Below are 24,403 nucleotides of genomic sequence, written 5' to 3' on the forward strand. Positions count from 1 at the left end.
TGCTCGTCCAGGCCATCCAGCCCGGACACGGGGTTCAAGTCCTCAGCGTTCTCCACGCCGGACATCATGTCGGTCATCAGGTGCACTTCCATGATCGGGAATTACACCGCTCGTTTTACAGTCCCGCCATCCGAGGAAAGTGGCCGCAATGATCGTCTCCCAGCCTCGCCAGCCGAGCGTGAGGCCAAGCAGGGCCGCGAGCTTCACGTCGCCGGCGCCGAGTTGGCCCGCGAAGATCAGCGCGAGGACCAAATAGAAGCTGAACAGTGCCAGCATGCCTGCGAGGGCCCTGAGGAGATCCGGCATCCGTGAGTTGCTTACGGCGTCAGCCATAAACAGACCGCCGACGACGAGAACTCCGAAGTAGACGAGCGGGCTCGGCAGGCGCTGTTCGAGGATGTCGATCCGCGCGAGCGTGATGCCTAACGCGGCGAAGGCGCTGTAGGGAAGAAGGTCGAATTGATAGCCGATGCGCGACGCCAGGAGCGCGAAGAGAGCGGCGGTCAGGGCCGTGCTCGCGAGTCGCGCACTGAGTGCTGCAACCCGAGATGAAGGCGATGGTCGCCGATAAGCGGTGAAGGCTCCGCCTGCGAGTAATCCTGCGGCCGCCCACAATGCGATCAGCAGCGGTCCAGACATAAGTTAGACACCGCCATTGGCAACGCCCCGTGACAGGCGGGCCATTATCTCGGCTCTCGGAAAGCGCTGGTCATACCCTTAGTGTGCCTGGCGATGAATGCACAGGGTAATTCAAATACTCCGGATGAGTGAAATTTCCTGAAACGGGCCTTTCCGACCTCGAAGTCGGTCCCTACTGACTTTGAAGTCAGTGAGGGGTCGTGGTGTAGACGTAATGGACGATCTTCATAGGCTCGGAATTCTAGGTGGTGAGGTTGTGGGAAGCAGATCGACACTCGTGGCGCGGAGTGGTCGAGCCGCGGTGTTGTTCGGGGCGGGTACGGTCGTGGTCGCACTCGCGGCGTGCACCTCCGAGGCTTCGAACACGCCGACCGCCGAGACGTCTGCCGCTGCATCACCAACATCGAACGTAGTGGCGCCAACCACGACAACGTCCATTGCGGGCCAGGCCCGGGCAGAGGCGCTCGCCGCGTACCGAGGCATGTGGCAGGATTTCGCTCAGGCCGGCCATACGTCAGACTGGCAGTCCCCACAACTGGGTCGATACGCGACGGGAATCGCGCTGACCAACCTGTCTCGTGGCCTGTACGCCGATCACTACAACGGGCTGGTAACCAAAGGGGAGCCGGTTCTCAGCCCGCGCGTGACGTCAGCCGATCCGGCGGACGACCCCGCGAAGATCGTGATCACCGACTGCGGCGACTCGACGCACTGGCTCAAGTACCGGACAGACAACGGCCAACTCGCCGACGACAAGCCAGGGGGCCACCAGCTGATCAACGCCATCGTCGAGAAGCAGGTCGACGGCTCATGGGAGGTCACCGACTTCGGCGTTCATGATGTGGGGACGTGCTGACGATGGGACGACGAATCGCGACGATCGCGGAAATCGCACTTGTCTGTGTGCTTGGCGCAGCAACACCTGCCTTGGCTGACGGCGGCTGGGGAAGCACGGACTGCAGCCAAGTCCCCTCGCCTGTCTGCGATCTCGGAGCTGGCACCGGCGGTGACGCCGGCAAACCGGGGACAGGTTCGGGCAATGGCAACAAGCCCGCACATCCGGGCTCAGGAAATTCCGGCGACAGCAACAACGAGTCCCACCCGGGAGACACGATCGTGGGCGGCGACTCGAGCTTGGCGAACTGCTCTTATGTCAAGAGTGACTATCAGCCTCCCGCCGGTGGCGCCGTCAACATCGGCCTCACGACACGCAACGCCGGCGCCGTCGCCGTTCGGCCGGTCGGCCTCGCCGTCCGGAGGCAGGCTGCCGGCCAATCCGGGGCCTGGTACGTCTGGCACTGTGCGGGCGGCGGCGTGGCCGACACGTTCTATCGGGCGCCGGTGTGGATTCCCGACGGGCAGCAGCCGGGGGCCGCTGCGTTGCCCTCGCCGGCGGAACTCGCGGCGATGGCTCGCAAGCAGTTGCGGTTGCCCATGCCGACGGTCGCGGCGAATCCCGCCGGTGATCAGCTGGTGAATCTTCCGACCTGGCTGTGGTTGTCGACGGGGTGGGGTCCGGTGTCGGCGACGGCTTCGGTGCCCGGTGTCTCGGTCACCGCGGTCGCGACGCCCACGTCGGTCACGTGGTCGATGGGTGATGGCAGCACGGTGACCTGTACCGGTGCCGGTACTCCATTCCAGCCTGGCGCGGACCCGAGGGCACCGTCGCCGGACTGCGGGCACACGTATCGCTCGTCCTCGGCAAACCAGCCGGGGCAAACGTTTCCGGTCACCGCGACGGTCCACTGGACGGTCGCCTGGTCCGGGGCCGGCCAGGGCGGCACGTTCCCCGACATGACCACGACCGGCACCGCGGCGTTTCGTGTCGCGGAGTCTCAGGCTTTGAACAACGGCGGCGGCTAAGCCCACGGGAAGGCTCTTTCACAACAGCACAACCATCACTCGTTTTCCGCTCGCTGGATATCTGGGCGACGCGGCGCACTACCCCCTTGCCTGGAGGTACCACCATGACAACTCAGCTGGACCCGCATCGACCTGCGGCTTCGCTCGGCGGTTCCTGGGCAAGCGATGCCACCGAGTCCACGTCGCGGGTGCGGGCGGCGAAACGGCGGCGCAGCGTCCCGCACCTGCTGTTGGGCACGTTGCTCGTTCTCGCCTGCGCGGTCGCGTTCACCGTCGTGTCGTTGAACTCTGGGGACCGGGAGCCGGTACTGGCGCTGGCCCGTCCGGTCACGGTCGGACAGGTGCTGACCGCACAGGATCTCAAGCAGGTCAACGTCGCTGTGGACCCCGGGGTGTCCGTTGTGGACGTCAATCAGGCCGCGTCCTTGATGGGCAAGACAGTGTCGACGAATCTGCCCGCCGGGGCACTACTCACCCGGGACGCGGTCAGCGGGACCGGCGTTCCCGCTGCGGGGCAGGCGCTGGCGGCGTTGTCGTTGAAGGCGGGCCAGTTCCCGGTGGAGGTGTCGCCGGGCTCGCACGTGTCGGTCGTGTTCGTGCCCGGCCAGTCGGGCAGCGTGCTCGCGAGCCCGCCGGCACCGGATGCGACGACCGGCTGGCCGGCGGTGATTACCAGCGTGGCCTCTCCCCCGAACCAGCAGATCACGGTCGTATCGGTTCAGGTGAGTCAGGCCGCGGCCCGGCAGATCGCGGCGGTGCCCGCGGGGCAGCTGTCGATCGTGATGCTGGCGGGCGGTGGTCAGTGATGCTGGTAGCCGTCGTGAGCGTGAAGGGCTCGCCGGGCGTCACCACCTTCTCCGTGGCGCTCGCCGCGCGGTGGCCCGCGCCGTCGCGCACGCTTCTGGTGGAGGCAGACCCCTCGGGTGGCGATATCGGTATCCGGTTCTGGCTGGAGGCTACGCCGGGGTTGGTGAGTTTGGCCGCCGCCGCCCGCCACAGCGAGGATCCGACACTGCCCTGGCAGCACACACAAGCCCTGCCCGGTGGTCTGCCCGTGGTGACCGCACCGCCCGACGCCGACCGCGCGCGAGCCGCGCTGTCCGCGCTCACCTCGGAGCCAAGAGGCGTCCTCCGGGCCGCGGCGAATGCGCTGGACGCGACGGTGATCGTGGACTGCGGCCGGCTCGATCCCGGATCGGTGGCCGCGCCGATCGTGCGCGCGGCCGACGCGATGATCCTGCTGACCCGTGCTCACGCGGATGACCTCGCCCATCTGGCGCGCCGCCTGCCGGTCCTCGGCCGCTGGACTCAGCATCCCGCGATGATGCTCGTCGGCGAGGGCTACTCGCCAACCGAGATCACCCGCGAACTGGGGGTCTCGCCCCTGGGCCGGATACCGGACGATCCGCGCGGCGCAGCGGTGCTGTGCGGGCGTCCCGGTGCCTGCTCGAGCCGCTCCGGCCCGGCACGCTCCAGGCTGGGACAGGCTGCGCACAAGGTGGCGAACCTACTTCTCGCCGCACACGCGCCGTCGGAGGCCCCGGTGCCGCAACAAGGTCCCGCCGAGCAGCATCCAGTCCCGATCTTGCGGGCCGTGCCGGGCGTGCCGCCCGCACCGGTGGCGCGCGGCGGCCTGCGACTCGCACCACCACTCCCCCACCCGCAGGACGCCCCGGGCACAGGACGCATGCCATGACGCCCTCGACCAACGGCCACCGCCCGCAAGACCACGGTTGGCGGGCGGAGCAGCAGCCCCGCGTCAGCGGGGAGCCGCCGCTGAGCGACGAGTCCGTTACGCGACTGCGCCAGTACCTGCGCGACAGGCTCGGCGCGGAACTGCCGCGGCGGGTCGAGGCGCAGGAACGGCGCACGGGTGCCGCCGTCACCCGGGAAGGGCGCCGCGAGCTGGCGCGCGCTGTGTTGGACGAGGCCGTGCGCGCGCACAGTGAGAACGAGCTGATGGCCGACCGGGCTCTCGTCGGCCGGGATACCGAACGGCGTGTGATTGGTGAGGTCGTCAACGAATTGTTCGGCATGGCCGGGCTGCAACCGCTGCTGGATGACCCGGCGGTCGAGACGATCAACGCCAACCGCTACGACCGCGTGTTCGTCCAGTACGCCGATGGCCGCCGCGCCCAGGTAGCGCCGATCGCGGGCTCGAACGAGGAACTCACCGACCTCGTGCGTCTGCTCGCGGCGCGGGCGTCCAGTCAGGAACGTCGTTTCGATTACGGTTCCCCGGCGGTCAATCTCCAGCTTCCGGGAGGGGAGCGGTTGTTCGCGGCGACGGGTGTCACGGCCGGCGGGATGACGTCGTTGTCGATTCGCCGGCACGGCTACCTCACCGTGACGCTGCCAGAGCTGCGTGCTCGCGGCACGCTCGACCCCGGTCTGGAGCAGTTCCTGCGCGCGATGGTGCGGGCGCGTAAGAACATCCTGATCACCGGCGGCACCGGCGCCGGTAAGACCACCCTGATCCGAGGCTTAGCGTCCGAAATGGACTGCATGGAGCGGATCGTCACCATCGAGGATGCGTTCGAGCTCGGTTTGGAGCGGGATCCGGCGATTCACGCCGACGTGACCGCGTTTCAGGCCCGTGAGCCGAATGTCGAGGGTGAGGGTGAGATCTCCCAGGCCGAGCTCGTGCGCTGGGGCCTGCGGATGAGCCCGGACCGCGTGATCGTCGGCGAGATCCGCGGCCCGGAGGTCATCCCGATGTGCAACGCCATGTCGCAGGGCAACGACGGCTCGATGGCGACCCTGCATGCCTCCAGCTCGAGGATCGCCTTCACCCGGCTGGCGTCTTACGCCGCGCAAGGGGCCGAACGTCTGCCGCTGGAGGCCACCAACCTGCTGGTCGCCTCGGCGGTGCATTTCGTGGTGCACCTCGCCCGCGGTCTCGATCGCGCCACCCGGGTGGTGTCCTCGGTGCGGGAGGTCGTCGGCGCCGAGGGCCCGCAGGTGATCTCGAATGAGGTCTACCGGCCCGGGGCGGACCGGCGCGCTCGCCCGGTTGCAGGTGCACTGCGCAGCGACACGCTCGGCGAACTGGTCGACGCGGGCTTCGATCCCGGTCTGCTGGACGAGCCCGAGGGGTGGTGGCCGCGATGACGATCACCGCCTCGGCCGCGCTGGCAGCCGTGCTCGGGCTCGGCGCCGGTGTCGGGCTGGTGTTGATCCTCGCAGGCCGGCGGGGCGTGGAGCGCAGGGGGCTCCGCGGCCGCGTCTGGTCCCGCCGTGGCTCGGGGTCGCGGCGGGACCAGTCCAGGCTTGTCCGGGCGGCGCTCGCACTCGCGGTCGGCGTGGTCGCCGCTCTCGCCACCGGGTGGCTGGTCGGCGGGGTGCTCGCCGGGCTGGCGGTGTGGGCGCTGCCGCGCGTCCTGGGCCGGGATCGGGAGCACGCTCACCGGATCGGACGGATCGAGGCGATCGCGACCTGGACCGAGATGCTGCGGGATACGCTCTCGGCCGCCGCTGGTCTGGAGCAGGCGATCCTAGCGACCGCGCCGCTCACACCACCGACCATCCGCGACGAGGTCACCGACCTAGCCACCCGCATCGAGACCGGCGAGCGCCTGGCACCCTCGCTGCGTGTCATGGCCGATCGGCTCGCCGATCCCACGGGCGATCTGGTGATCGCCGCGCTCGTCCTGGCCGCCGAACAGCACGCGCGCCAGCTGTCCGATCTGCTGAGCTCGCTGGCCCAGGCCGCGCGGGAGCAAGCCTCGATGCGGATGCGGGTCGAGGCCGGGCGCGCCCGAACCAGGACGTCGGTACGCGTGATCGTCGGCACCACACTGAGCTTCGCGGTGGCCGTGGTGCTGCTCAACCGCGGTTATCTCGCCGCATACGACAGCCTGGCCGGCCAACTCGTGTTGCTCGCGATCGGAGTCCTTTTCGGACTCGGGTTCACCTGGCTCGCGCGGATCGCGGCCGTGCGCGAACCCGACCGCTTCCTCTCACCGGCCGGGGCAATCCCGCTGGTTCACGAAAGGCAGGTGTAGCAGCGTGATCACCGCACTGGTGTTGGGAGCTGGGTTCGGCCTCGGGGTCTGGGCCCTCGCGGTCTGGCTGTTCCCACCCCGGCCCGCGCTCGGCGTGGTCCTCGCGCGCACCACGACGCCGCCCGCGCCGGCGCCGATCGTGGCGACCAGTGATCCCGGCTGGGCGGCCAAGGCCGGCAGTCCCTTCATCCCCGCCTTGCGCGCCCTCGGTCTGCCCGGGCCTCGCCTGACCCGCGATCTGACCGTCATCGGACGCCCGGTCCAAACGCATCTCGCCGAGAAGGCGACCCTCGGCGTCGCCGGACTACTGGTGCCGGTGCTGGCCGACGGGCTGCTCTCCCTCGCCGGGCTCCCCCTCGCGGTCGGGTTGCCCGTCGTCGCCGGGCTTGTGCTGGCCGCGGCGGGTTTCGTGGTGCCCGACCTACGCGTGCGTGCGGAGGCGGCGACGCTGCGCACGGGCTTCCGGCACGCACTGTCGGCCTACCTGGATCTGGTGTGGATCACGCTCGCGGGCGGCGCGGGCGTGGACAGCGCGCTCACCGACTCGGCCGACATCGGGCGCGGCTGGGCGTTCGAGCAGATCCGCCGGGCCCTGGACACCGCACGCCTGACCAGAACCACGCCGTGGGCCACACTGCGCCAGCTCGGCGAAGAACTCGACGTCACCGAGCTCGCGGAACTGGGCGCGTCGGTCAGCCTCGCCGGCACCGAGGGCGCCAAGGTCCGCGCCTCGCTGGCGGCGAAAGCCGGCGCGCTGCGCACCCACCAGCTCACCGACGCCGAAGCCCAAGCCCAGGCCGCCACCGAACGCATGTCCCTGCCCGTGATGGCGCTGTTCCTCGGCTTCCTCGGGTTCATCGCCTACCCCGCTCTCACCCAAGTCCTCAATGGACTCTGACCGTCCTCGCGAGGAAAGGACATCCTATGCACGCGCACATCAAAACGGTGTTTTCATTCTTGAAAGCACGGTGGGACATTCTGCGCCGCGAGCCCGAGGCCGGCTACTCCACCGAAACGGTGCTGGTGACCGCCCTGCTGGTCGCGGCCGCGCTGGTGATCATCGCGATCATCGTCGCGAAAGTGACCGCCAAGGCCAACGGAATCACACTGTGAGACCCGAGCGACGCGATGCGCGAGCGCGGCCTCGCGGACAGCACGGTCGCCTGCGGCGCGTGCTGCGGGGCGATCGCGGCGCAGTGAGCGCCGAGCTCGTCATCGCGACACCACTGCTTCTGCTCATGCTGCTGGCGATCGTGCAGTTCGCCCTGTGGTCTCACGCCATCCACATCGCCCAGTCCGCCGCCTCCCAAGGGCTCGCCGTCGCGCGAGCCCAGAACGGCACCGCGGCCGCGGGCGGCGCGAGCGCGCAGCAGATGCTCGACGACCTCGCGCGCGGCCCCCTCTCAGGCACCACGATCACCGCCGACCGCACGGCAAACGCGGCCTCGATCCGCATCACCGGCACCGCCACACCCGTCCTTCCGTTCCTGCACCTGCCCGTGCACGCCGAGGCGGCCGGCCCGGTCGAACGCTTCGTCCCCGACCTGGCCGGCGGGTGAGGCGACCATGGGCACCAGACGCGGGGCCATAGAACGGTTCCAGGGGCACGAACACCATCCGCGGGAATGGGTGGCCTGGTGGCGGGCGGACCGCGGCTCTGTGGCGGCGGAAGTCACGCTGGCAGCTCCGTTTCTGGTCATGCTGCTCGTGTTCATCGCCGTGCTCGTGCACCGCGGTGTCGACGCGCGGCTCCGGCTGGACGGCGCCGCGCACCAAGCCGCCCGGGCGGCCAGCATCCAGCGCTCCCCCGCCACCGCGACCGCCGCAGCGCAGTCCACGGCCGCGACCGCTCTGTCCTCGGCCGGAGTGAGCTGCGTGTCGCTGGACGTCGACACCGCCACCGGCGGGATGCGCCCAGGCGGCACGCTCAGCGTGACCATCACCTGCACCGTCGACTTCGGTGACGCGCTGATCCTCGGCGTCCCCAGTCACAAACGGTTGTCGGCCACCGCGACCGAACCCATCGACACGTGGCGCTCAGCCACTATGGCCATCATCGGAGGCGGCTCATGACTCGCCGCGGGTATTCGGCACACCGACAGTGGTGGCGAGCCGACGAGGGCCGCACCACCGCGTTCGTCGTGGTCCTCACCATCGGGATCCTCACCCTGGCCGGGCTGACGCTCGACGGCGGACTGGCGCTGGCGGCCAAGGTCAAAGCCAACGGCCAGGCCGAGGCCGCCGCGCGCGCCGGTGCCCAGGCCATCGACCTGACCGCCTACCGCACCAACGGCACGCTCCAACTCGTACCCGCCCGGGCCGTCGCCGACGCGCACAGCTACCTCGCCACCGTCGGCGGAGCCGGAACCGTGACGGTCTCCGGCGACACCGTGACCGTCACGATCGCATCCACGCAGCCGACCCAACTGCTGGGCATGATCGGCATCTCCAGCCTCACCGTCCACGGAACCGGCAGCGCCCATCCGCAACGCGGGGTGCTCACGATCGAACCGTGACCACCTTCCGGTCAACGAAAGGAGACAACGATGCCCACGGCCGAAGAGATCCAACGCCGCGTCGAACAGAACGACGCGGCCCGCAGTATGCAACGCGCCGCGGCGGCGAAGCGAGTCGGCGAACTCGTCCAACGCCGCACCACCATCGCCGAGGAACTAGCCACTGTGGACCGAGAACTCCACGACGTGATGGTGGAGGCCCAGAAAGTCATCACGATCGACGAACTCGCCCAGTTCACCGACACCGCGGCCACCGACCTCACGCACTGGGCGACCGCATGCAAGCCGGCCCGCGCGAAACGCAAGCGCCCGGACGCACGGCGGAAGACTCCCCCGACCTCGACAAGCTCGGTAGCCGCTGAACCAGCATCGCGGGTCCCGGCGGAAGTGTGATGACGCACCCCGCGCGCGCGTGGTCCGTGCTCGTCGCTGGTCTCCGGCTCCTGAGCCGGACCCTGCGAGGGCTGATCGCGGCCGCCGTACTGCTCACGCTCGAGGCGGGGCTGCCGTGGGCGTTGTGCCACTACATCGGCTGGCCGCTCCCCGACCACATCCCGGTGTGGGCGGAGGTCGAAGGAGTGTTGCTGGCGCCGATGACGACCACGTTCCTGCTGGACGTGCTGGCATGCCTGTGCTGGATCGTCTGGGCGGTCTTCACGCTCGACGTGGCCCGGTGCACTGTCGACGCCGCGCGCGGCGGGATCAATCCCACTCGAGTCGCAGACCTGTCCGCGACCGGCCCGATGCGTGCGCTGGCGGGCCTGTTGATCGGCGCCATCCTCGTCGCCGTCCTCGGACACCGCCCAGCCGCGGCATCCACGGTCGGGCAGCACATCGTGGCAACAGCGTCGGCCTGGCCGAGCTCCACTCCGACCGGCCCCGTGCCGACCGTGCAGGCCGCTGCTGCGCAGCCTGCGTCGGTGGTTGTTCTGGCGCCGAGGAACGGGATCCATGACTCGCTCTCGCGCATCGCCCAACGCACCCTCGGCGATGCCGCCCGTTGGCCGGAGATCTTCGACCTCAACAAGGGCAAGGCACAGCTCTCCGGCCGCTTCTTCACCAACCCCAACCTGATTTACCCCGGCGAAGAACTCATACTCCCCGGCAGCAGCGCCGCGCCTGCCCCGCTTCCGCCGTCCGCCCCCATAACGGTGGCGCCTGCCCCGGAGCCCAGTCCGATCCCGCCGGCCCCCGCAGCCGCGCCGGCCCCCGCCCCGCCGGAAGCTCGGGAACCGAGCTTCAGCTGGGGAGCCGGCATGTTCGTCGGACTCGGCCTCGCAACGGCGGTGAGTACGGCGCTAATACTCGCGCGCCGCCGCTACTACGCCCGCTACCGCCCGGGGAGCGGGGACCGTGATGACCTTGCGGTGGCGCCTGTGGTGTACCAGCTGCGGTTGGCGCATCTGCGCTCCGAGCGCGACGACGAGATCGACCTCGATGACGACGACACCGCTGATACCGGCCGTCCGCCGCGAGACCCACCGCCACCCGCCCTCGTGGTCGGCACTCCAGGTCAGCGAACCGTCCACGCTCCTGAGCTGGGCGTCCAGGACGGTCGTGCGATCGCACTGGACCTCGCCGCCGCCCGTGGCCTCGGCCTGGTCGGTGCCGGCGCTCCGGCAGCAGCTCGCGCGCTGCTGGTCGCCGCCCTCACCACGGCGAACACCGGCTCCGTCCTCGTTTCCGCGGATGATCTGCCCAGTGTGCTCGGCGAACGCTCCGCCCTGCCCGCGGCGCTCCGCGTCGTCGATGACCTGCAGGCCGCGCTCGACACGCTGGAAACCGAGATTCTGCTCCGGGCAACAGACGCCTCGGACGCGGAGCCCACTTCGCCGGGCTGGCCGCCGCTCCTGCTCGTCGCGCGGCCTCCCGCACACCACCAGCGGCTGCAGGCCGTCCTCGACAACGGCGCCCCCTTCGGCATCACCGGTTTACTGCTGGGCCAATGGCAACCCGGCGTGACCTGCTACGTCCGCGACGACGGCACCATCTCGGCCACCGGTCCCGGCCTGGGCGAAGCCCTGCGCGGCACCCGCATGTTCCACCTCGGTGAGGACCACACCGCTGACCTTCTGACGCTGCTACATCAAACCGAGTCCAATCCCGCTCCGGGCGAAGACAATCCGGGCGCCGCGGACCGCATCACCGACCTCGAAGTCACCGCAGCCGTCGCGCCACCAACCCAACCCGACGGCGATCTCGAAGTCCTCGAAACGAGGGATTCGCCGTCACCCGACGCTCCCCCACACCCAGCCGCGACAGACACAGCAGCGCCGATCCACATCACCATGCTCGGCGCCCTTCAGGTGCACTGGCGGCCTGACCGCGACTCCCCCGGACAGGAGATCACCGGGGCATTGCAGCCCCGCACCAAGGAACTCCTGGTGCTGCTCGCCCTTCACCCCGCCGGCACCACCCGCGAAACGCTCACCTCGACCTTATGGGGCCAAGACCCACCGACACGGCCCACGAACGCCCTGCACACCGCACTCTCCCGCCTGCGCCGCGATCTGGCCGCCGCCACCGCCGGCGCGGTCACCGGAGTCGTCTCCATCAGCAACGACCGTTACCAACTCGACCCAGAGATGGTCACCGCCGACTACTGGCGTTTCGACCGGGCAGTCGCCGCCCGCCGAGCGGCCACGACCGAAAAGCAGCGGATCGAGGCCTACCGGGGCATCGTCGACAGTTACGGCGGCCCGCTCGTCGAGGGCATCTCGAGCATGGAATGGATCGAGCCGGCGCGCGAAGCCAGCCGCCGCGACGCCATCGACGCCGTGGCCGCCCTGGCTCGTACCTTGGTCGAGAAGGATCCGCAGCAGACGCTGGACCTGCTGGAAATCGCGCGGGCCTTCGACCCACACAACGAAACCGTCTACCGCGACATCATGCGGCTGCAGGGGCGGCTCGGTCAGTTCGACGCCATTCCCCGGACCCTGACTCTGTTGGCGACCCGGCTGGCCGAGATTGACGAGACACCCAGCGAGCAGGCGATTGCCCTCGCAACCCAGTTACGGCAACGCCCACAGCTCACGGACACAGCCACCCAACGTCCATCGCGCCCACCGACACGCGAACGCCGGCACGCCGCAAGCTGAGGCCGGTCGCCCATGTCTGTTGTAGACGCAAGGTGATGCTATTCGCCCGTGCCATCGGCACCGGTCGATTGGCGCCGCCGATGAGCCTGAGCCCGACCGATAAGATCCGCGTGACGACGAGACCACTCCCGCACCGGACCGACCGCGGCCAAGAATTCCTCCATCGGCGGAGTCAGCGAGTAATACACCTCGGGCGGAAAAGTCGTGGTATCGGGCTCCGTCCGCACCAAAAGACCTTCTTCTGTCATTCTCTTCAGCGTCCGCGCCAAAATGCTATCCTGCAGCGGCGCATTCCGATCCGACCATTCTTCACCATAGGAAAAAGAATGAATCGTAGAAAGGATGTCGACTCGACGCATCCTGCCCTCAGCAAGGGTGACCAAGATCGCCGGAGCCCATTTATCGCTCAGCAACTGCTTCAGGTCGTAGAACTGCCGGAGCAACTCGCGATCCACGGCCATGAGCACCTCCCCACGCGCGGCGCCACTCCCTCGCCGCGCTGCTCGTCCCCTCGGTCGACCAAGTCCCCCTCGGCCACTCAACTACTCGATCGTCCCTGGTCAGCACCCGCACTACCGCGTCACACCGCGCTGTGCACCGACGAGGTTACGCCAAACGGACGAAGATCGGCCACCGTAGTCCTACTCATCCGGACCAGAGTAGGAATGACTGATGGTAATCACGGCCGCCTAGGCCAAAACCGACAGTGACGTCTTCTTTCTTCCTCCGTTGGGGGTTCATGCGGGGGATCATGTTGGGGTTCATACGGGGGATCAGGTTAGAGCGCCACCCCCTGCGCCTGGTGAAGCCGCTGCTCACCGGGGCTGTAGGGGGATCCGCTGGTATCCTAGACTCGCTTGTCCACAAGCCGGTAGACACATCGGGGCGGGCTGCGTGGTCAACCCCCTCGGTGTTCCGCACTGGTCACCTTGCCGTTCTGTCTACCTTGTCCCTCGCTCACCTTCCTCATGTGTTTATTTCATTCATTATCCTTCATTGACACTATTCCCTTGTGGTTCGCGTAGCTATTTTCGTCCGCGGTGGCCGGCGCGATCACGCCCGCCGGCGCCCCCGGTGATCGCGCGCGCCGGTCACAAAACCTGTTCCGCACATTGCCCAAGCGGCCGACGTAGGGAATCGAGCGAAGGCTAAATGTGGTTGTGGCCCAACGGGTTCGTTGTTGGGCCACAACCACATTCGCCATGGTGTCCGGTTAGTTCGTCGGTGCGGCGGCAGTGGCCACTTCCGCCGGGGCGAGTGCGAAACGCCTCGGCTTGTCCTGGGTCTTCACTGCGGTGCCGTCGGCGACCAGCTTGTCCAGCGCGTTGCTCACCGCACCCGACGATTTCCCGCCCAGGGCCTTGGCGATCGCGGTGGGACCGAACTGCTCGCCGGGGTGGTCGCGCAGGTGGTCCTCCACCATCCCGCGCAACGCGCCCGGCGCCAGCCGTGTCGCCTTGTCGTCCCCGCCGCCATCTGTCGCCGGGTCGCCGTTGGTCGCCGCGCCGCCGCCGGTGGACTCGGCCGCCTCAGCGGCGGCGGATTCGGCCTGCGCCGAGTCGCTCGCCTCGGTGTCGGCGCTGTCCAGGGTGTCACCGGCAGCGGCGTCCGCCGGCTCGGGGTTCGCCGGTTCGGTTGGTTCACCCCCGGCGGGCGCGGCGGGGTCGGTGTCGTCCGGGGCAGCCGGGCTGTCCGGGTCAGCCTGCGCCGTGTCCGCCGAGTCGGCGTCACCCCGGTCGGCGGCGACCGGGGTGACGCCGAGGTCGGTGATCGCCCACCGGTCGGCGGCGCGCCGACCGCCGTCGGCGATCCCGGCGGTGCGGGTGACGCTGCCGTCGCCTGCCCACTTGACGAGGATCTTCTGGGCGGTCGACTTCCCGATCTTCGCGGCGGCCGACAGGTCGGCGGCGGTGCTGTTCGGGTTAGCGTGCAACGCCTCCCACAGCCTGTCTTCGGTGTCCGTGCGGACCTTCTCAGTGGTCACGTCGGGCACCGACCGCAGGGTCCGGGCAGAACCGGTCGTGGTGGCCGTGGTGGTGGTGCGGGTTTTGCGGGTGCGGGTCCTGCTGGACATGACGTTCCCTCGATTCGCATTTCGTGATCGGTGGTGGGTGGTCATGCCCCGGCCGGAGCGGGTGCGGCCCCCGGTACGCTGCCGGTGTGTTCGGGCCACACGACTATGGACGCTTCCTTCGGCGCGAAAAGCAAGCGGGTTCGGCAAACAAGACATCTATCCTGTGTAGACGATAGCGCTGACCTGGGAATCGTTGCGCTGCGACTGTCAGCGGTATCTGTCACTGGCTGTTGGCCGCGAGCTGTGGGCTCGGTTGGTGTTGTCAGCGATGGTTGTCACCAATTGACAGCGCTACTTGTCACCTGGGGCCGTTGTCGAGGTTGTTGTCACCAGATCGGCGAGTCGCGGTGATTGGATCTTGTTGCTGCGCCTCCATTGTGGGGTGAACGCGACGGAGCAGCGCGAGCGAGTGGTCGGCACCGTTGGCGACGTCGGCGCCGTGGTCGCACAACTGCCGGTGGGACCAACTCGCGGACTCGATCAACGGGTTCGATGATGTCCGCGAAATGCTTGTGCTGGGCCAGAATTGACTACGTCGTTGGACGGCGTCCTCGCGGTATGCGAAGGCACAGGTTCTTTCGACGGTGCGTGATCTGGCGTCGTTATCGGCGGCTAGTTATGCGCCGGTTCGCCGGTTTCCGTTGAGTCGGGGGCAAGCAGCACCGGTCGGGAATGCAGTTTCTGGTGAGCACGCGCCGGCTTCGCCGAGCCGCACATCGATACGCTCGCGCTCGATCCGCCGGTCGCGCGCGTGCTCGCGATCAACCCATCCCGCCAAACGTCGGACCTGAGCGGCCTAGACCGGGCATGATGCCGCCATGCGGCAGCGAAACAAGACCTGGATCACCATGCTGACCATGCTCGGCTGGCACGTGGCCGTGGCGGTCGGTGGCGTGATCTGGATCAGGAGCGTGCACGACACCACCGGCAACGACGGCTTCCAGATCTCCGAGCAGGCACTGCTGTGGCTGGCCGTGATCGTCTACGCCGGACCCGCGCTGCTGATCTCGAGCGCGTTCGGCGTGCTCGCCGCGCTCGTGCTGCACCGCAGGATCGCCATCCCGTTCCTGGCCGGCACGGCGTCCGCCCTGATCGCCATGGCCGCGGTGGTCGCGCTCACCTACCTATTGATCCTGATCAACCACAAAACGTGATCACGATTCCCCGCCGGATTCCCTCGCTTCCTTGAGACGCGCGGTTCCCTGCGCAACTCGGCCTGAATCTGCCGTTCGTACCGCTGCCAGCCGCGGTTCTCGGCCTTCATCGTCACGATCTGCACGGTGGTCAGCACCTCGGTGATCCCCGCCCTGGCCAGACCGCGGGCCGCTTATGTTCACCGTCCTGTCATGGTGTTCACCACCAGCAACGCAGACAGCGCCGCGACCTCTGAATCACCTCGCCACCGCCATCACGTCGTGGCCGTCCGCCTCCCTAGTCCGGAAAATCGCCAGCTGCCACAACATTGTCGCGCTCGACGACATCACGCCGCCCTGTTCACCCAGCGGATCCTCGTTGTCGGCCGATGGCCGGGTGTTCTCTGCTATGGTTGGCGCGGGCTTCGGTGATATGTTAACCGTTACACCACAATGGAAGGACGCGTAGCGCCCGCATAGTCGTCCTTGTTCCACCGGTAGGGTTGGACCTTCACGGTCTGTCCCACGTCCGGCGCGTCCACCATTGAACCTCCACCGATGTAGAGACCGACGTGGTGGATGTGCGTGCTGGTGCCGTAGAACACGAGATCGCCGGGCAGCAGCGGCTGCCCGTCCGGGACGCGCGGCCCGGCCCGGAACTGGGCGTCGGCGGTGCGGGGTAAGGTGATTCCGGCCGCGCCGTAGGCGGCCACGGTCAGCCCGGAACAGTCGAACCCACCGTCCTGCGGGCCATTGCCGCCCCACAGGTACGGCAGCCCCCGCTGCCCGCACGCGTAGTTGATCGCGGCTACGGCGACCGCGGTGGTGGCCTGGATGGCGTTGCAGTCGCCGGTGCCGACCGAGGCGGCGGCGTCGGCGTACTTCTTGGCCTGGTCGAGTACCTGTTGCACGTACCAGTCGGCACGGTTGTAGGCGAAGATCGCCGCATGCGGGTCGCCACGACTGACTCCGTTGTCGCATAGGTAGAAACTCGCGGCGTAGATGGCGTCGTGCGGGTTATATCGTGAGGGCGGGCTGGCGCCGCCGGGCGGAAGTGGGTGGCGGGCGAGCACTCCCTCGAAGCTGGGCTGCTCGAACTGCATCGGCCCGCCCGCGCCCCAGCCGTTCTCCCCGCTCGTCACGCCGGGGGCTTGCAGTCGGCCGTGGTTGCTCTCGATCTTGCCGATGGCGGCCAGGATGGTCCAGTCCAGCCTTGGACACACCCCGGCCGCCTCCCGGTAGAGGGCGAGGTAGTCGGCGGGGATGTCGGCCAGCGCGGTCGCCGAGGGCTGGCTGCTGCCGCTACCGAGTACGGCCGAGATCGCGCCGGACACGCCGGAGGCGATCAGCAGCGGGATGAGCAGGATCGCGCCGATCACGGCGACACCGACTTTGGTCATCATCGCCTGTGTCCCCGGCGGTAGCGGGCCAGTTTCCGGACGCGGTGCGCGGTCGTGCCCAGTCCGCGCACGGCGCCCCACCCGGTGGCGGCCGCGAGAATCCACCACCACCCGGACCAGCCCCAGCGGAGGATGCCGAGGACGAGCCACACCGTGACCGACGCCAGCACCGCGGTCGCGAACGCCGCCTCCGGCAGCACCGCCCGCGCCGGGCGCAAGCCCCGAGGCGTGGCCACCCAGCTCGGCATCGCCTCGACCTCGATCTGCCGCAACTCGGCGGCCAGCCGCGGGTAGAAGGTCGCGAAGTCGTGGATATCCATCCCAGGGTCACCTCCTCTGGCCGGTGTCTGGCCCGCGCGAGGTCCTCGGCGGCTGAGTGGGTGGCATGGGCGCCGGCGCCGGGGCCATCAGCAGCGGCGAGTCCGGGCCGAGCCCCGGCTCGCCCTCGGTGTCAGTGGCCGGTGGCGGGACGTAGGGCCAGGCGTCGGGCAGCCGGTGCAGCTCGCGCCGGGAGCCACCTGCGGCGCCGGTAGTGCCGGTGTCGAGGGGCAGCCAGACCGCGTCGGCCGGGCTGGGGTGTGCGGCCTCGGGGTTGAGCAGCTCGGCCGCGGCGGTGGCGACCGGCACCGAGCGCGGGTCGTCCAGCTCGCGCCACGCCTTGTGCAGCAGCCGGCGGGCGGTGGCCTCCCGCCGCGAGGTCGGCAGCCACACCAGCACCGGGGTGGTGATGCCGGTGGCCTCCGCGAGCGCGGCGTAGCCGGCCAGCTTCCCGGCGAGCTTGGCCAGCACCTCGGTGCCGAAGTCGTACTCGAGGAAGAACTCGATCTCGGCGCCGCGGCTGGCCCATCGGCCGTAGGCGTCGGGTTTGATCAGGTCGCCGAAGTGGCGGGCGCAGCGGGCTTCCGACCACCACGCGCCCAGCGCGGCGTGCTCGCCGGCGCCGGTGTTGGTGGCCGTGGCGCGGGCGGCAGCGACGAGGGCGGCGAACCACTCGTTCACGCCGACGGTGTGCGCCAGGCGCAGGGAGTGCGCGACGCTGAAGGCGCGGTCGTGGCGGTAACCGAGTTCCTTGACGTCCAGGCCGTCCTCGGCGGCCAGCACCGCGGCCCCGGCGGGGGCGAGGACATAGTGCATTGGCGCGGTGCCGGCGGTGATGAACGGCTGGAACCGGTCCACCACGCCCCACTGGAACAGCTCCCGCAGCCGCATCCGGCCGGACCGGAACGATGGGAAGGCCAAGGCGGTGATTTGGTGGGCGGTGAGCACGCGGTGCTCGTGCAGCATCCGGATGATCCACCGGTCCCGCGGGGTCAGCCGCCACGCCAGCACCGCCTGGTGATCGGCGGTGTTCGCGGCGCGAGGGGTGGGCCGGGTCGCCTTGTGGCCCCGCAGCGCGCGTTGCCTGGTCGGGTTGGTAATCACGGCACAAACCTCCAGAAAATGGTGTGTGGCAGGGACTTTCGCTCCGTGGTGTCGGTCAGCCGTGGCGGCGCGGGTCGGCACTGCGCGGCCGGACACGAGACGACGGCCGCGACTGCGGCTGCCCCGTGGGCGCGGCGGGCCGCTGCGGCGGCCGGGACCGCGACCCGGACGCGGGCGCGGTGGCGTCGGCGGCGCGGCTGCGGGCGGCGCGGCGGGCGATCCCGCGGATCTCGCGGGCGCGGCCGGGGATCGCGCGCGGGAGCGGCTGGGTGCGCATGGTGAACGGCTGCGCCTCCTCCCCGTTCAGGACAAGGCGCACGGCGGCGTGGTAGACGCCGAGATGCGCGAGGTCGTGGTCGGACAGCCGCGGGCTGGTGTGCCGGGACAGCTCGCGGGAGTCCTCCGGGGAGGCGTTGAAGAAGATCTTGCTGCGGGCGTTGGTCGACATGCCCTCCCGCAACTCACGCGGCAACTGGCCCAGGTGCTGGTGGGCCAGGGTCATCGCGACCCGGAACCCCCGCGCCTCCGCCAGCATGTCCTCGATCGGGTAGGGCAGATTGAGGAAGTTGTGACACTCATCGATCACCAGCGACGCGTCGTTGCGTTGCCGTTGCGGGGTTCGGGCGCGGCCGGTGGTGGCCTGCCATGTGCGCGCCAACACCAGGGAACCGACCAGGCGGGTGGTCTCCTCACCCAGACTTCCCTTGGGAATGCGCACCAGGCAGATACCGCCGTCGAGCACACTGGACATGTCCACTGTGGAATGTCCGCCCGCGATGGCGTCCCGCACGAACGGCCGCAACAGGAACGCGCGCAGCTTGTTCATCAACGGAGAGATGACCTGGCTGCGGGAGGAGTCGGTGAGTTCCTCGTACCAGGACCAGAACCCGCGCAGCACCGGGTCGGTGACCCCGGCGGTTACCCGTGACCGGAAGGCGGGGTCGGCGAGCAGCTTCGGCAGGTCCGCGAGTGTGGCGACGCCTTCCTGGGTGCGCAGGGTCAGGCACGCGGCGCGCATCACGTCGTCGGTGCGCGGCCCCCAGAACGCGGAGTACACCCGCCGGAACACCGAGACGAGGTTGTCGACGGTCAGGTCGGTTTCCCCGCCGTCCAAGGGGTTGAGGCACGGCGGACGGGATTTCGAGTCGGCGTCGAAGAGCACGGCGCGGTCGCCGGCGGATTTCGGGAGCCGGGACAGGACGTCGGTGACGAGGTCGCCCTTGGGGTCGATCAGCACGATCCCGCGCCCGGCCTCGGCGTCGGCCAGGATCATGTTGCCCAGCAACGTGCTTTTACCGCTGCCGGTGGCGCCGATGACGTGCAGATGGTGCCGCGCGTCCGGGACGCGCAGCGCCACGGGACGTTCGTGGCCGGTGTCGGTGACCCCGATCGGCTTCGCCGCCGGGCCGGGCGTGGCGATGCCCGGTGGCGGGGCGATCGCGCGGGCTCCGGCCCGCTGGACACCGGGGATCGCCTCGTCGACAGGCAGGTGCGCCAGGGCCGCCAGCTCACCCACCGAGAGCAGGTCGCCGGTGCCGAGGCGCCGGTCGGCCAGCACCGGGCCGGGGTGGCGGACGCGGCGGCGGGTGTAGTGGTTGTGCTCGGTGTAGGACGCGAAGCTCGCGGCCAGGGCGTGTGCCCGGCCGCGGGCGACGTCCCGCGCCGCGCGCACCTCGGCGTCGGTGGCGTTGGCCGGGAGGAGGGTGGCGACGGCGTAGCGGATCACCGTCTCGTACTGGGAGCCGCGCTGCTTGCCGACGATGGCGCGGTTCTGCGCCGCGTACTCCAGCGAGGTCTGCGGATCGCTGTGCAACGCACCGGACTTCGTGGTGTGCCGGGCCGGTCCGGTCTTCACGCCGGGGGTGATCAGATCCAGCAGGCGACCGACCAGCCGGGTGGAGCCGCCGGTGTGGACCCGCCGCGCGGAGCGGCGCGCCTTGGCGACGCGGCGGCCGGTGACCGGGCGGGCCAGGATCTGGACGCAGGCGTACTCGTCGCGCCCCAAACCCACGGGCGCGCCGATCAGGGCGCGGATGGGGTCGGCGTCGAAGTCGACACGGATCGGCAGCGCCTCGGAACGGGCGAGCCGGAGCTCACCACCGATGACCAGCCGCCGCTGCCCGTCTCCGGGCGCGGGTAGGGGTGGGTTGGCGGGGCCGACGCGGGTGTGCGCGCCGGGCCACGCCGCCTCGATCGCGCGTTCAACCAAGCCGGGTGGGATCACACCGGGCACCCACAGCCGGATACCGACGCCCGACTCGGAGAACACGTACTCGCACGCCACGTGCGGCTGCCCGGTGAAGGCCCGCCGCCACGCCGGGCGCAACAGCCCGACCAGGTTGGACCACAACGCCTGCCCGCCCGCGGGATCGACCTGGGGTGGGGCGAGCACGGTCACCTGGCGGGCGTCGGCGACCAACCTGGCGTGGCAGCGGCGCGCCCACCGGCGCCGGCCGAGCACGAACCCGGCGGCGCCGAGCGCGAGCACCGGGGCAACGATCGGTCCCCACGTGATCGCCCAATCCCGCAGATGCGCCAGGAGCGTGAGCATCGCGCCGCCGGGGTCACGCAGGTAGTCGCCGAGCCACCCACCGGACAGCCCCGTGCGGGCCAGTCCGGTGGTGGCCGGCGGGGTGGACAGCTCGGGGTGAATGAGGGCAGCAGGTATCCAGGCACGCATTGCGGTTCCTTCCCCAAAAGGCTGCGAAGAATGGTCAGACGGAAACGGAATGGCGGCTGTTAGGCGGCATCGAGTTCGATGTCGTCGTCGGGGCCGGCCGAACCGAATTCATCGGTCTCGGCCGCGTACGCCTGCTCGTCGGCGGTGTCGTCAGCGAAGCCCAGGTCGACATAGGACTGTTCGGTGTCGCCGGTGTCCGCGTTGTCCTCGTATCCGGCGAGTTCGGCCGGGTTGCTGGTGACGAGGTAATGCTCGGTCGGTGAGGCAATACTCTGGAACGCGACCCGCTGGGTTCCCGCCGACAGCAATCCCTGGCCCCGGTCCGCCGAGAGCAGGAATTGACGTTCCCCGGCCGACAGATCGAAGGTCTGGGTGATCTCGTCGATGGCCTGGGACGCCTGCCGCAGCAGAATCTGGGTCGCGGCGTTGGCCACCACCGCTTTGCCGAGATCGTTGCCGAGCACATCGGCGGTGTCCTGCGTGGCGACGGTCAGCCCCGCCCAGTGCTTGCGGGAGGCCTTGGCCATGCGGAACAGGAACTCCGCGCCCGATTTCTCTTTCATCAGCAGCCATGCCTCGTCCACGACCACCAGGCGCGGGCGGCGGATCGCGGGGTTGGACACCCGCCGCCACACGGCATCCAGGGTGAGCAGGGTGCCGATGGGCTTCAGCTCGTCGGGCAGGTCCCGCAGGCTGAACACCACCAGGTGGCCTTCGGGGTTCGTGGTCGTCGGGCCGTCGAACAGCTGCTTGAACGCGCCCTCCACATAGGGATGCAGCCGCGCGGCGAGCTCGGCGGCGGCCCGGTCGCCGGCCTGGCCCGCGGTGGCGAGCTGGTCGCGCAAGGTCCGCAACGTGGGTGACGGGCGGGTCCACGTGCGGGCGTCGGCGGTGATCCCGACCTGCTGGTAGGTGGCGGCGATGCCCCGGTCCAGCGCGGCCCGCTCGGCGGCCTCCAGCTCCCCGCCGACCAGCACGGCGATGACGGTGTGCAGGAACAGGCTGCGCCGGATCAGGGCGTCCTTCGGCGCGGTGCGGCGCCCATCGGGCCGGGTGTGGATCGGCAGATCGAACGGGTTGAGCCGGACGCCTGCGGCGCCGAGATGCACGTAGGTGCCGCCGACCGCGCTCGCGAGACGGGCGTACTCGTCCTCGGGGTCGACGACCGCGATCTCGATCCCGCGATACAGCGACCGGAGCAGTTCCAGCTTCACCAGATAGGACTTGCCCGCACCGGAACGGCCGAGGATGACCGAGTTGTGGTTGTGCATCCCCTCGCCGAAACGATCCCAGTGCACCAACCCCTGCGACCCGACGTTGTAGCCGTAGAGCACCCCCGACGGGGCGGCCACGCTGGTGGGGTCGGCGGCGGGCAGGTCAGGGCTGGTGAACGGGAACGCCGCCGCGAGCGCGCTGGTGTCGAAGGTGCGGCGCATCCCGATCAGATCGAGGCCCATCGGCAGGGTCGAGACCCAGCCCTGCAGCGACCGGTAGGTGGTGTGCTTGGCATCCAGCAGCAGGCTCGCAGAGAGGGAGCGCAGCGCGGCCACCTCGTCGGCCAGCGCGCGCTCGGTGGGGGCGTGGATGGTGAGATACAGCCCGACGCGGAACAGCTTGCCCTCGCCCCGCGCCACGCGGGAGGACAGGTCGTAGGCGTCTTCGGTGGCGGCTTCGACCTGCGGGTCATACAGACGGCCGTGCTCGGCGGTGTGCCGCCGGCCGGACTCGAGTTTGGCGAGCTGTTTCTTCAACCGGGCGGCGGCGGTAGCCGGGTCGATCGGCTCGACATGCAGCGCGACATCCAACCTGCCGGGGTAGGTCAGCAACGGCGCGAGCCAGCCGGGATGGACTTCGCGGGGGAACCCGGTGACGGCGAAGCTGGCCACCCACTCGTTGCCGACCTCCAGGTGCCGGGCACCGACCGACAGCGCGTCGGGGGTGAACGCGGCGGCCCGGTGCCCGGCTCGGCGCGCGGCGGGCCGGGTCGTGGGGCGGCGCTGGCCGCGCCGGGCTCGTGCTCGGGTGGTCATCACAACCGCCCCCTCTCCTCGAAGTCGCCGTCGTCGTATTGGTCGTCTTCGTCGTCCCAGTCGTCGTCCTCGCCGTCGTCCGGGTCGTATTGGTCCTGGCCGAACTCGGCACGGCCGTCGGGCGGCCAGAACGTGCGGTCGTCGGTGAGGTCGTCATCCAGGTCGCCGCCGGCGGTGGTGATGACGTCGTCGGCTCCGGCCAGGGCCGCCGACGGCGGCAGGAGGGTGTCGGGGTTGCACGCCGAGGCGAGCACGGCGGTGGCCTGCCCGGCGTCCAGCGGGGTGATGACGATTCCGGCCGGGGCGAGCAGCTCGATCGCCTCGCCGAGGCGGCGCACCAGCCGCGATTCGGCCGCCCGCCGCGCCCCGGCACCGGCCGCGCCAGTGGTGGTCGCGCGGCGTTTGCCACGGGCGAGCGAGGACAGCACCGCGAGTGGGCCGGGTCCGCCGAGCCCGTCGGCCGGCGCGGCGGTCGCGCCGCCGATCGGTTCGCGCAGGATCAGCAGCACCTGGCGGCGCAGCAGGTCGGTCTGCTCGGCGAGCTGCACGAGGTAGTCGGCGTGCTCGAGGGCGGCGGCCTCCAACGCCGGGTGGGGCCGCCCGCCCGCGCGTGCCCGCAACTCGCTGATTTGGCCGGACAGGTCCAGCCGTTCGGTGCGCACCAACACCTGCACGGGCGCGGTGAGCGAGTGCAGGTAGCGGCCGAAGCTCGCGACCAGCGCCTCTTGCTCGGCCGGTGTCCGCAGCGCGAAGTTCACCGTCGAGGCAACCGCGACCACGGCCAGGCCATCGCTGCCCAGGTCGACGACCCCGGTGTCGGTGACCGCCTCGGCGGGCAGCCGCAACGCCGACGGCGAGATCTGCTCAGACACCGGCGCCTTGCCCTTGGCCGGCCTGCTCTTGCGACTGCCCGCCACCCGGCTCGCGCTGGTGGCGGCGGCCTGGGTGGTCAGCCATTCCGGCGCGGGCCGGACGCCTTCGGGGGCGGCAACCCGGTGGCGCGGTCCCATGCGTTGCCGGATCGCGGCGACCAGCAACCGGTCCAGGCTGATCCCGTCACGCTGGCCGAGCGCGAGGAACACCGCAGTCGCCGCGACCGGAATGGCTAGCGCGAGGAACACCGGGACCGGCAGGACCGCGCGGGTGGCGGACCAGGCGGCGTAGAGCACCAGCCCGGTCACCGCGAGGATCCCCAATTGGCGGGCGGTCAACGGGCCGAGGACGCGATCGGCCATGTCGACGTCGGCGGGAATGCGCACGGCAGACGACCCGGCCGTGTCCTGGTGGCTCACTGGTGCTCCCCGTGTCGCTGATCGTGTCGTGCCGCGGGAGGCCGGGACGCCGGCGCGGCTTGGGTGCGCGCGTCGCGCGGCCGGGAGTCGGCGCCGCGCCGCCGGTTGCGGCGCGGCCACGGGATGTGGCCCTCGCGGCGGAGTTCCGCGGTGACCTCGCGTTGCAGTGCGGTGATGTCTGCGTAGGTCAGCCCGTCTGGGCTGTAGTGGGGCGTGCTCACGGCTCTCCTCCAGATGCGGGCGGCGGGGTGG

24 protein-coding genes are annotated in these 24,403 nt (G+C 69.9%); 14 read left to right on the top strand and 10 right to left on the bottom strand.

The window, feature by feature from the left end; all coding sequences use genetic code 11:
* Nucleotides 1-42: 42 nt before the first annotated feature.
* Entirely contained in the window at nt 43-639 is a 597-nt protein-coding gene (locus HFP15_RS39785; RefSeq protein WP_168523366.1) for a prepilin peptidase, read from the bottom strand.
* Between the two features lie 325 nt (nt 640-964).
* Between HFP15_RS39785 and HFP15_RS39790 the strand changes: the two genes are divergently transcribed.
* From HFP15_RS39790 to HFP15_RS39850, 13 genes are all read left to right on the top strand, one after another.
* Nucleotides 965-1,495, top strand: a complete 531-nt coding sequence (locus tag HFP15_RS39790) for a hypothetical protein (RefSeq protein WP_312871982.1) — start codon at nt 965-967, stop codon at nt 1,493-1,495.
* A 260-nt stretch (nt 1,496-1,755) separates the two neighbouring features.
* Nucleotides 1,756-2,502, top strand: coding sequence for a hypothetical protein (locus HFP15_RS39795; RefSeq protein ID WP_246272496.1), 747 nt, complete (start codon nt 1,756-1,758; stop codon nt 2,500-2,502).
* A 104-nt stretch (nt 2,503-2,606) separates the two neighbouring features.
* The gene (locus tag HFP15_RS39800) at nt 2,607-3,308 is read left to right on the top strand and encodes an SAF domain-containing protein (RefSeq protein ID WP_168523369.1); all 702 of its coding nucleotides are present in this window, start codon (nt 2,607-2,609) and stop codon (nt 3,306-3,308) included.
* The gene (locus tag HFP15_RS39805) at nt 3,308-4,198 is read left to right on the top strand and encodes a CpaE/TadZ family protein (RefSeq protein ID WP_168523371.1); all 891 of its coding nucleotides are present in this window, start codon (nt 3,308-3,310) and stop codon (nt 4,196-4,198) included. Before HFP15_RS39800 ends, HFP15_RS39805 begins: the two co-directional genes overlap by 1 nt.
* On the top strand, nt 4,195-5,613 hold the full coding sequence (locus HFP15_RS39810) for a TadA family conjugal transfer-associated ATPase (RefSeq protein WP_168523373.1): 1,419 nt from the start codon (nt 4,195-4,197) through the stop codon (nt 5,611-5,613). The genes HFP15_RS39805 and HFP15_RS39810 overlap by 4 nt, the downstream gene beginning before the upstream one ends.
* Entirely contained in the window at nt 5,610-6,506 is an 897-nt protein-coding gene (locus HFP15_RS39815; protein WP_210718495.1) for a type II secretion system F family protein, read from the top strand. Before HFP15_RS39810 ends, HFP15_RS39815 begins: the two co-directional genes overlap by 4 nt.
* Before the next feature lie 4 nt (nt 6,507-6,510).
* Nucleotides 6,511-7,404: a type II secretion system F family protein gene (locus HFP15_RS39820; RefSeq protein WP_168523377.1), complete on the top strand. Its 894-nt coding sequence runs from the start codon at nt 6,511-6,513 to the stop codon at nt 7,402-7,404.
* Nucleotides 7,405-7,430: 26 nt separating this feature from the next.
* Nucleotides 7,431-7,619, top strand: coding sequence for a hypothetical protein (locus HFP15_RS39825; RefSeq protein WP_168523379.1), 189 nt, complete (start codon nt 7,431-7,433; stop codon nt 7,617-7,619).
* Nucleotides 7,620-7,702: 83 nt separating this feature from the next.
* A complete protein-coding gene (locus HFP15_RS39830) occupies nt 7,703-8,065 on the top strand; it encodes a TadE/TadG family type IV pilus assembly protein (RefSeq protein WP_312871983.1) in 363 nt (120 codons plus the stop codon).
* Nucleotides 8,066-8,072: 7 nt separating this feature from the next.
* Nucleotides 8,073-8,579, top strand: coding sequence for a TadE/TadG family type IV pilus assembly protein (locus HFP15_RS39835; RefSeq protein ID WP_246272497.1), 507 nt, complete (start codon nt 8,073-8,075; stop codon nt 8,577-8,579).
* On the top strand, nt 8,576-9,022 hold the full coding sequence (locus HFP15_RS39840; RefSeq protein WP_168523383.1) for a pilus assembly protein TadG-related protein: 447 nt from the start codon (nt 8,576-8,578) through the stop codon (nt 9,020-9,022). Before HFP15_RS39835 ends, HFP15_RS39840 begins: the two co-directional genes overlap by 4 nt.
* Before the next feature lie 30 nt (nt 9,023-9,052).
* The gene (locus tag HFP15_RS39845) at nt 9,053-9,415 is read left to right on the top strand and encodes a hypothetical protein (protein ID WP_168523385.1); all 363 of its coding nucleotides are present in this window, start codon (nt 9,053-9,055) and stop codon (nt 9,413-9,415) included.
* A complete protein-coding gene (locus HFP15_RS39850; RefSeq protein WP_168523387.1) occupies nt 9,415-12,120 on the top strand; it encodes a BTAD domain-containing putative transcriptional regulator in 2,706 nt (901 codons plus the stop codon). Before HFP15_RS39845 ends, HFP15_RS39850 begins: the two co-directional genes overlap by 1 nt.
* Before the next feature lie 38 nt (nt 12,121-12,158).
* Here HFP15_RS39850 and HFP15_RS39855 read toward each other — a convergent pair whose 3' ends face one another.
* Entirely contained in the window at nt 12,159-12,581 is a 423-nt protein-coding gene (locus HFP15_RS39855; protein WP_168523389.1) for a winged helix-turn-helix transcriptional regulator, read from the bottom strand.
* Nucleotides 12,582-13,333: 752 nt separating this feature from the next.
* Nucleotides 13,334-14,194 (bottom strand): MarR family transcriptional regulator, encoded by an 861-nt coding sequence (locus tag HFP15_RS39860; RefSeq protein WP_168523391.1) that lies wholly within the window; start codon nt 14,192-14,194, stop codon nt 13,334-13,336.
* Between the two features lie 818 nt (nt 14,195-15,012).
* Between HFP15_RS39860 and HFP15_RS39865 the strand changes: the two genes are divergently transcribed.
* Nucleotides 15,013-15,348: a hypothetical protein gene (locus HFP15_RS39865; protein ID WP_168523393.1), complete on the top strand. Its 336-nt coding sequence runs from the start codon at nt 15,013-15,015 to the stop codon at nt 15,346-15,348.
* 422 nt (nt 15,349-15,770) lie between these two features.
* On the opposite strand, the gene HFP15_RS39870 is transcribed toward HFP15_RS39865, so the two are convergent.
* The 7 genes from HFP15_RS39870 to HFP15_RS39900 are packed head-to-tail and all read right to left on the bottom strand — an operon-like array spanning nt 15,771 to nt 24,372.
* Nucleotides 15,771-16,730 (bottom strand): C40 family peptidase, encoded by a 960-nt coding sequence (locus HFP15_RS39870; RefSeq protein ID WP_168523395.1) that lies wholly within the window; start codon nt 16,728-16,730, stop codon nt 15,771-15,773.
* Complete coding sequence (locus tag HFP15_RS39875; RefSeq protein ID WP_168523397.1) at nt 16,727-17,047, bottom strand: hypothetical protein; 321 nt, start codon at nt 17,045-17,047, stop codon at nt 16,727-16,729. The genes HFP15_RS39870 and HFP15_RS39875 overlap by 4 nt, the downstream gene beginning before the upstream one ends.
* A 7-nt stretch (nt 17,048-17,054) precedes the next feature.
* Nucleotides 17,055-18,149 (bottom strand): replication-relaxation family protein, encoded by a 1,095-nt coding sequence (locus HFP15_RS39880; RefSeq protein ID WP_168523399.1) that lies wholly within the window; start codon nt 18,147-18,149, stop codon nt 17,055-17,057.
* 55 nt (nt 18,150-18,204) lie between these two features.
* Nucleotides 18,205-20,829: a helicase HerA domain-containing protein gene (locus tag HFP15_RS39885; RefSeq protein WP_168523401.1), complete on the bottom strand. Its 2,625-nt coding sequence runs from the start codon at nt 20,827-20,829 to the stop codon at nt 18,205-18,207.
* A 59-nt stretch (nt 20,830-20,888) separates the two neighbouring features.
* Nucleotides 20,889-22,859, bottom strand: coding sequence for a VirB4 family type IV secretion system protein (locus HFP15_RS39890; RefSeq protein WP_168523403.1), 1,971 nt, complete (start codon nt 22,857-22,859; stop codon nt 20,889-20,891).
* Complete coding sequence (locus HFP15_RS39895) at nt 22,859-24,094, bottom strand: PrgI family protein (RefSeq protein WP_168523411.1); 1,236 nt, start codon at nt 24,092-24,094, stop codon at nt 22,859-22,861. The genes HFP15_RS39890 and HFP15_RS39895 overlap by 1 nt, the downstream gene beginning before the upstream one ends.
* 53 nt (nt 24,095-24,147) lie before the next feature.
* Complete coding sequence (locus HFP15_RS39900; protein WP_168523405.1) at nt 24,148-24,372, bottom strand: hypothetical protein; 225 nt, start codon at nt 24,370-24,372, stop codon at nt 24,148-24,150.
* Nucleotides 24,373-24,403: the final 31 nt, after the last annotated feature.

The sequence above is a fragment of the Amycolatopsis acididurans genome (assembly GCF_012328925.1).
Classification (GTDB): domain Bacteria; phylum Actinomycetota; class Actinomycetes; order Mycobacteriales; family Pseudonocardiaceae; genus Amycolatopsis_E; species Amycolatopsis_E acididurans.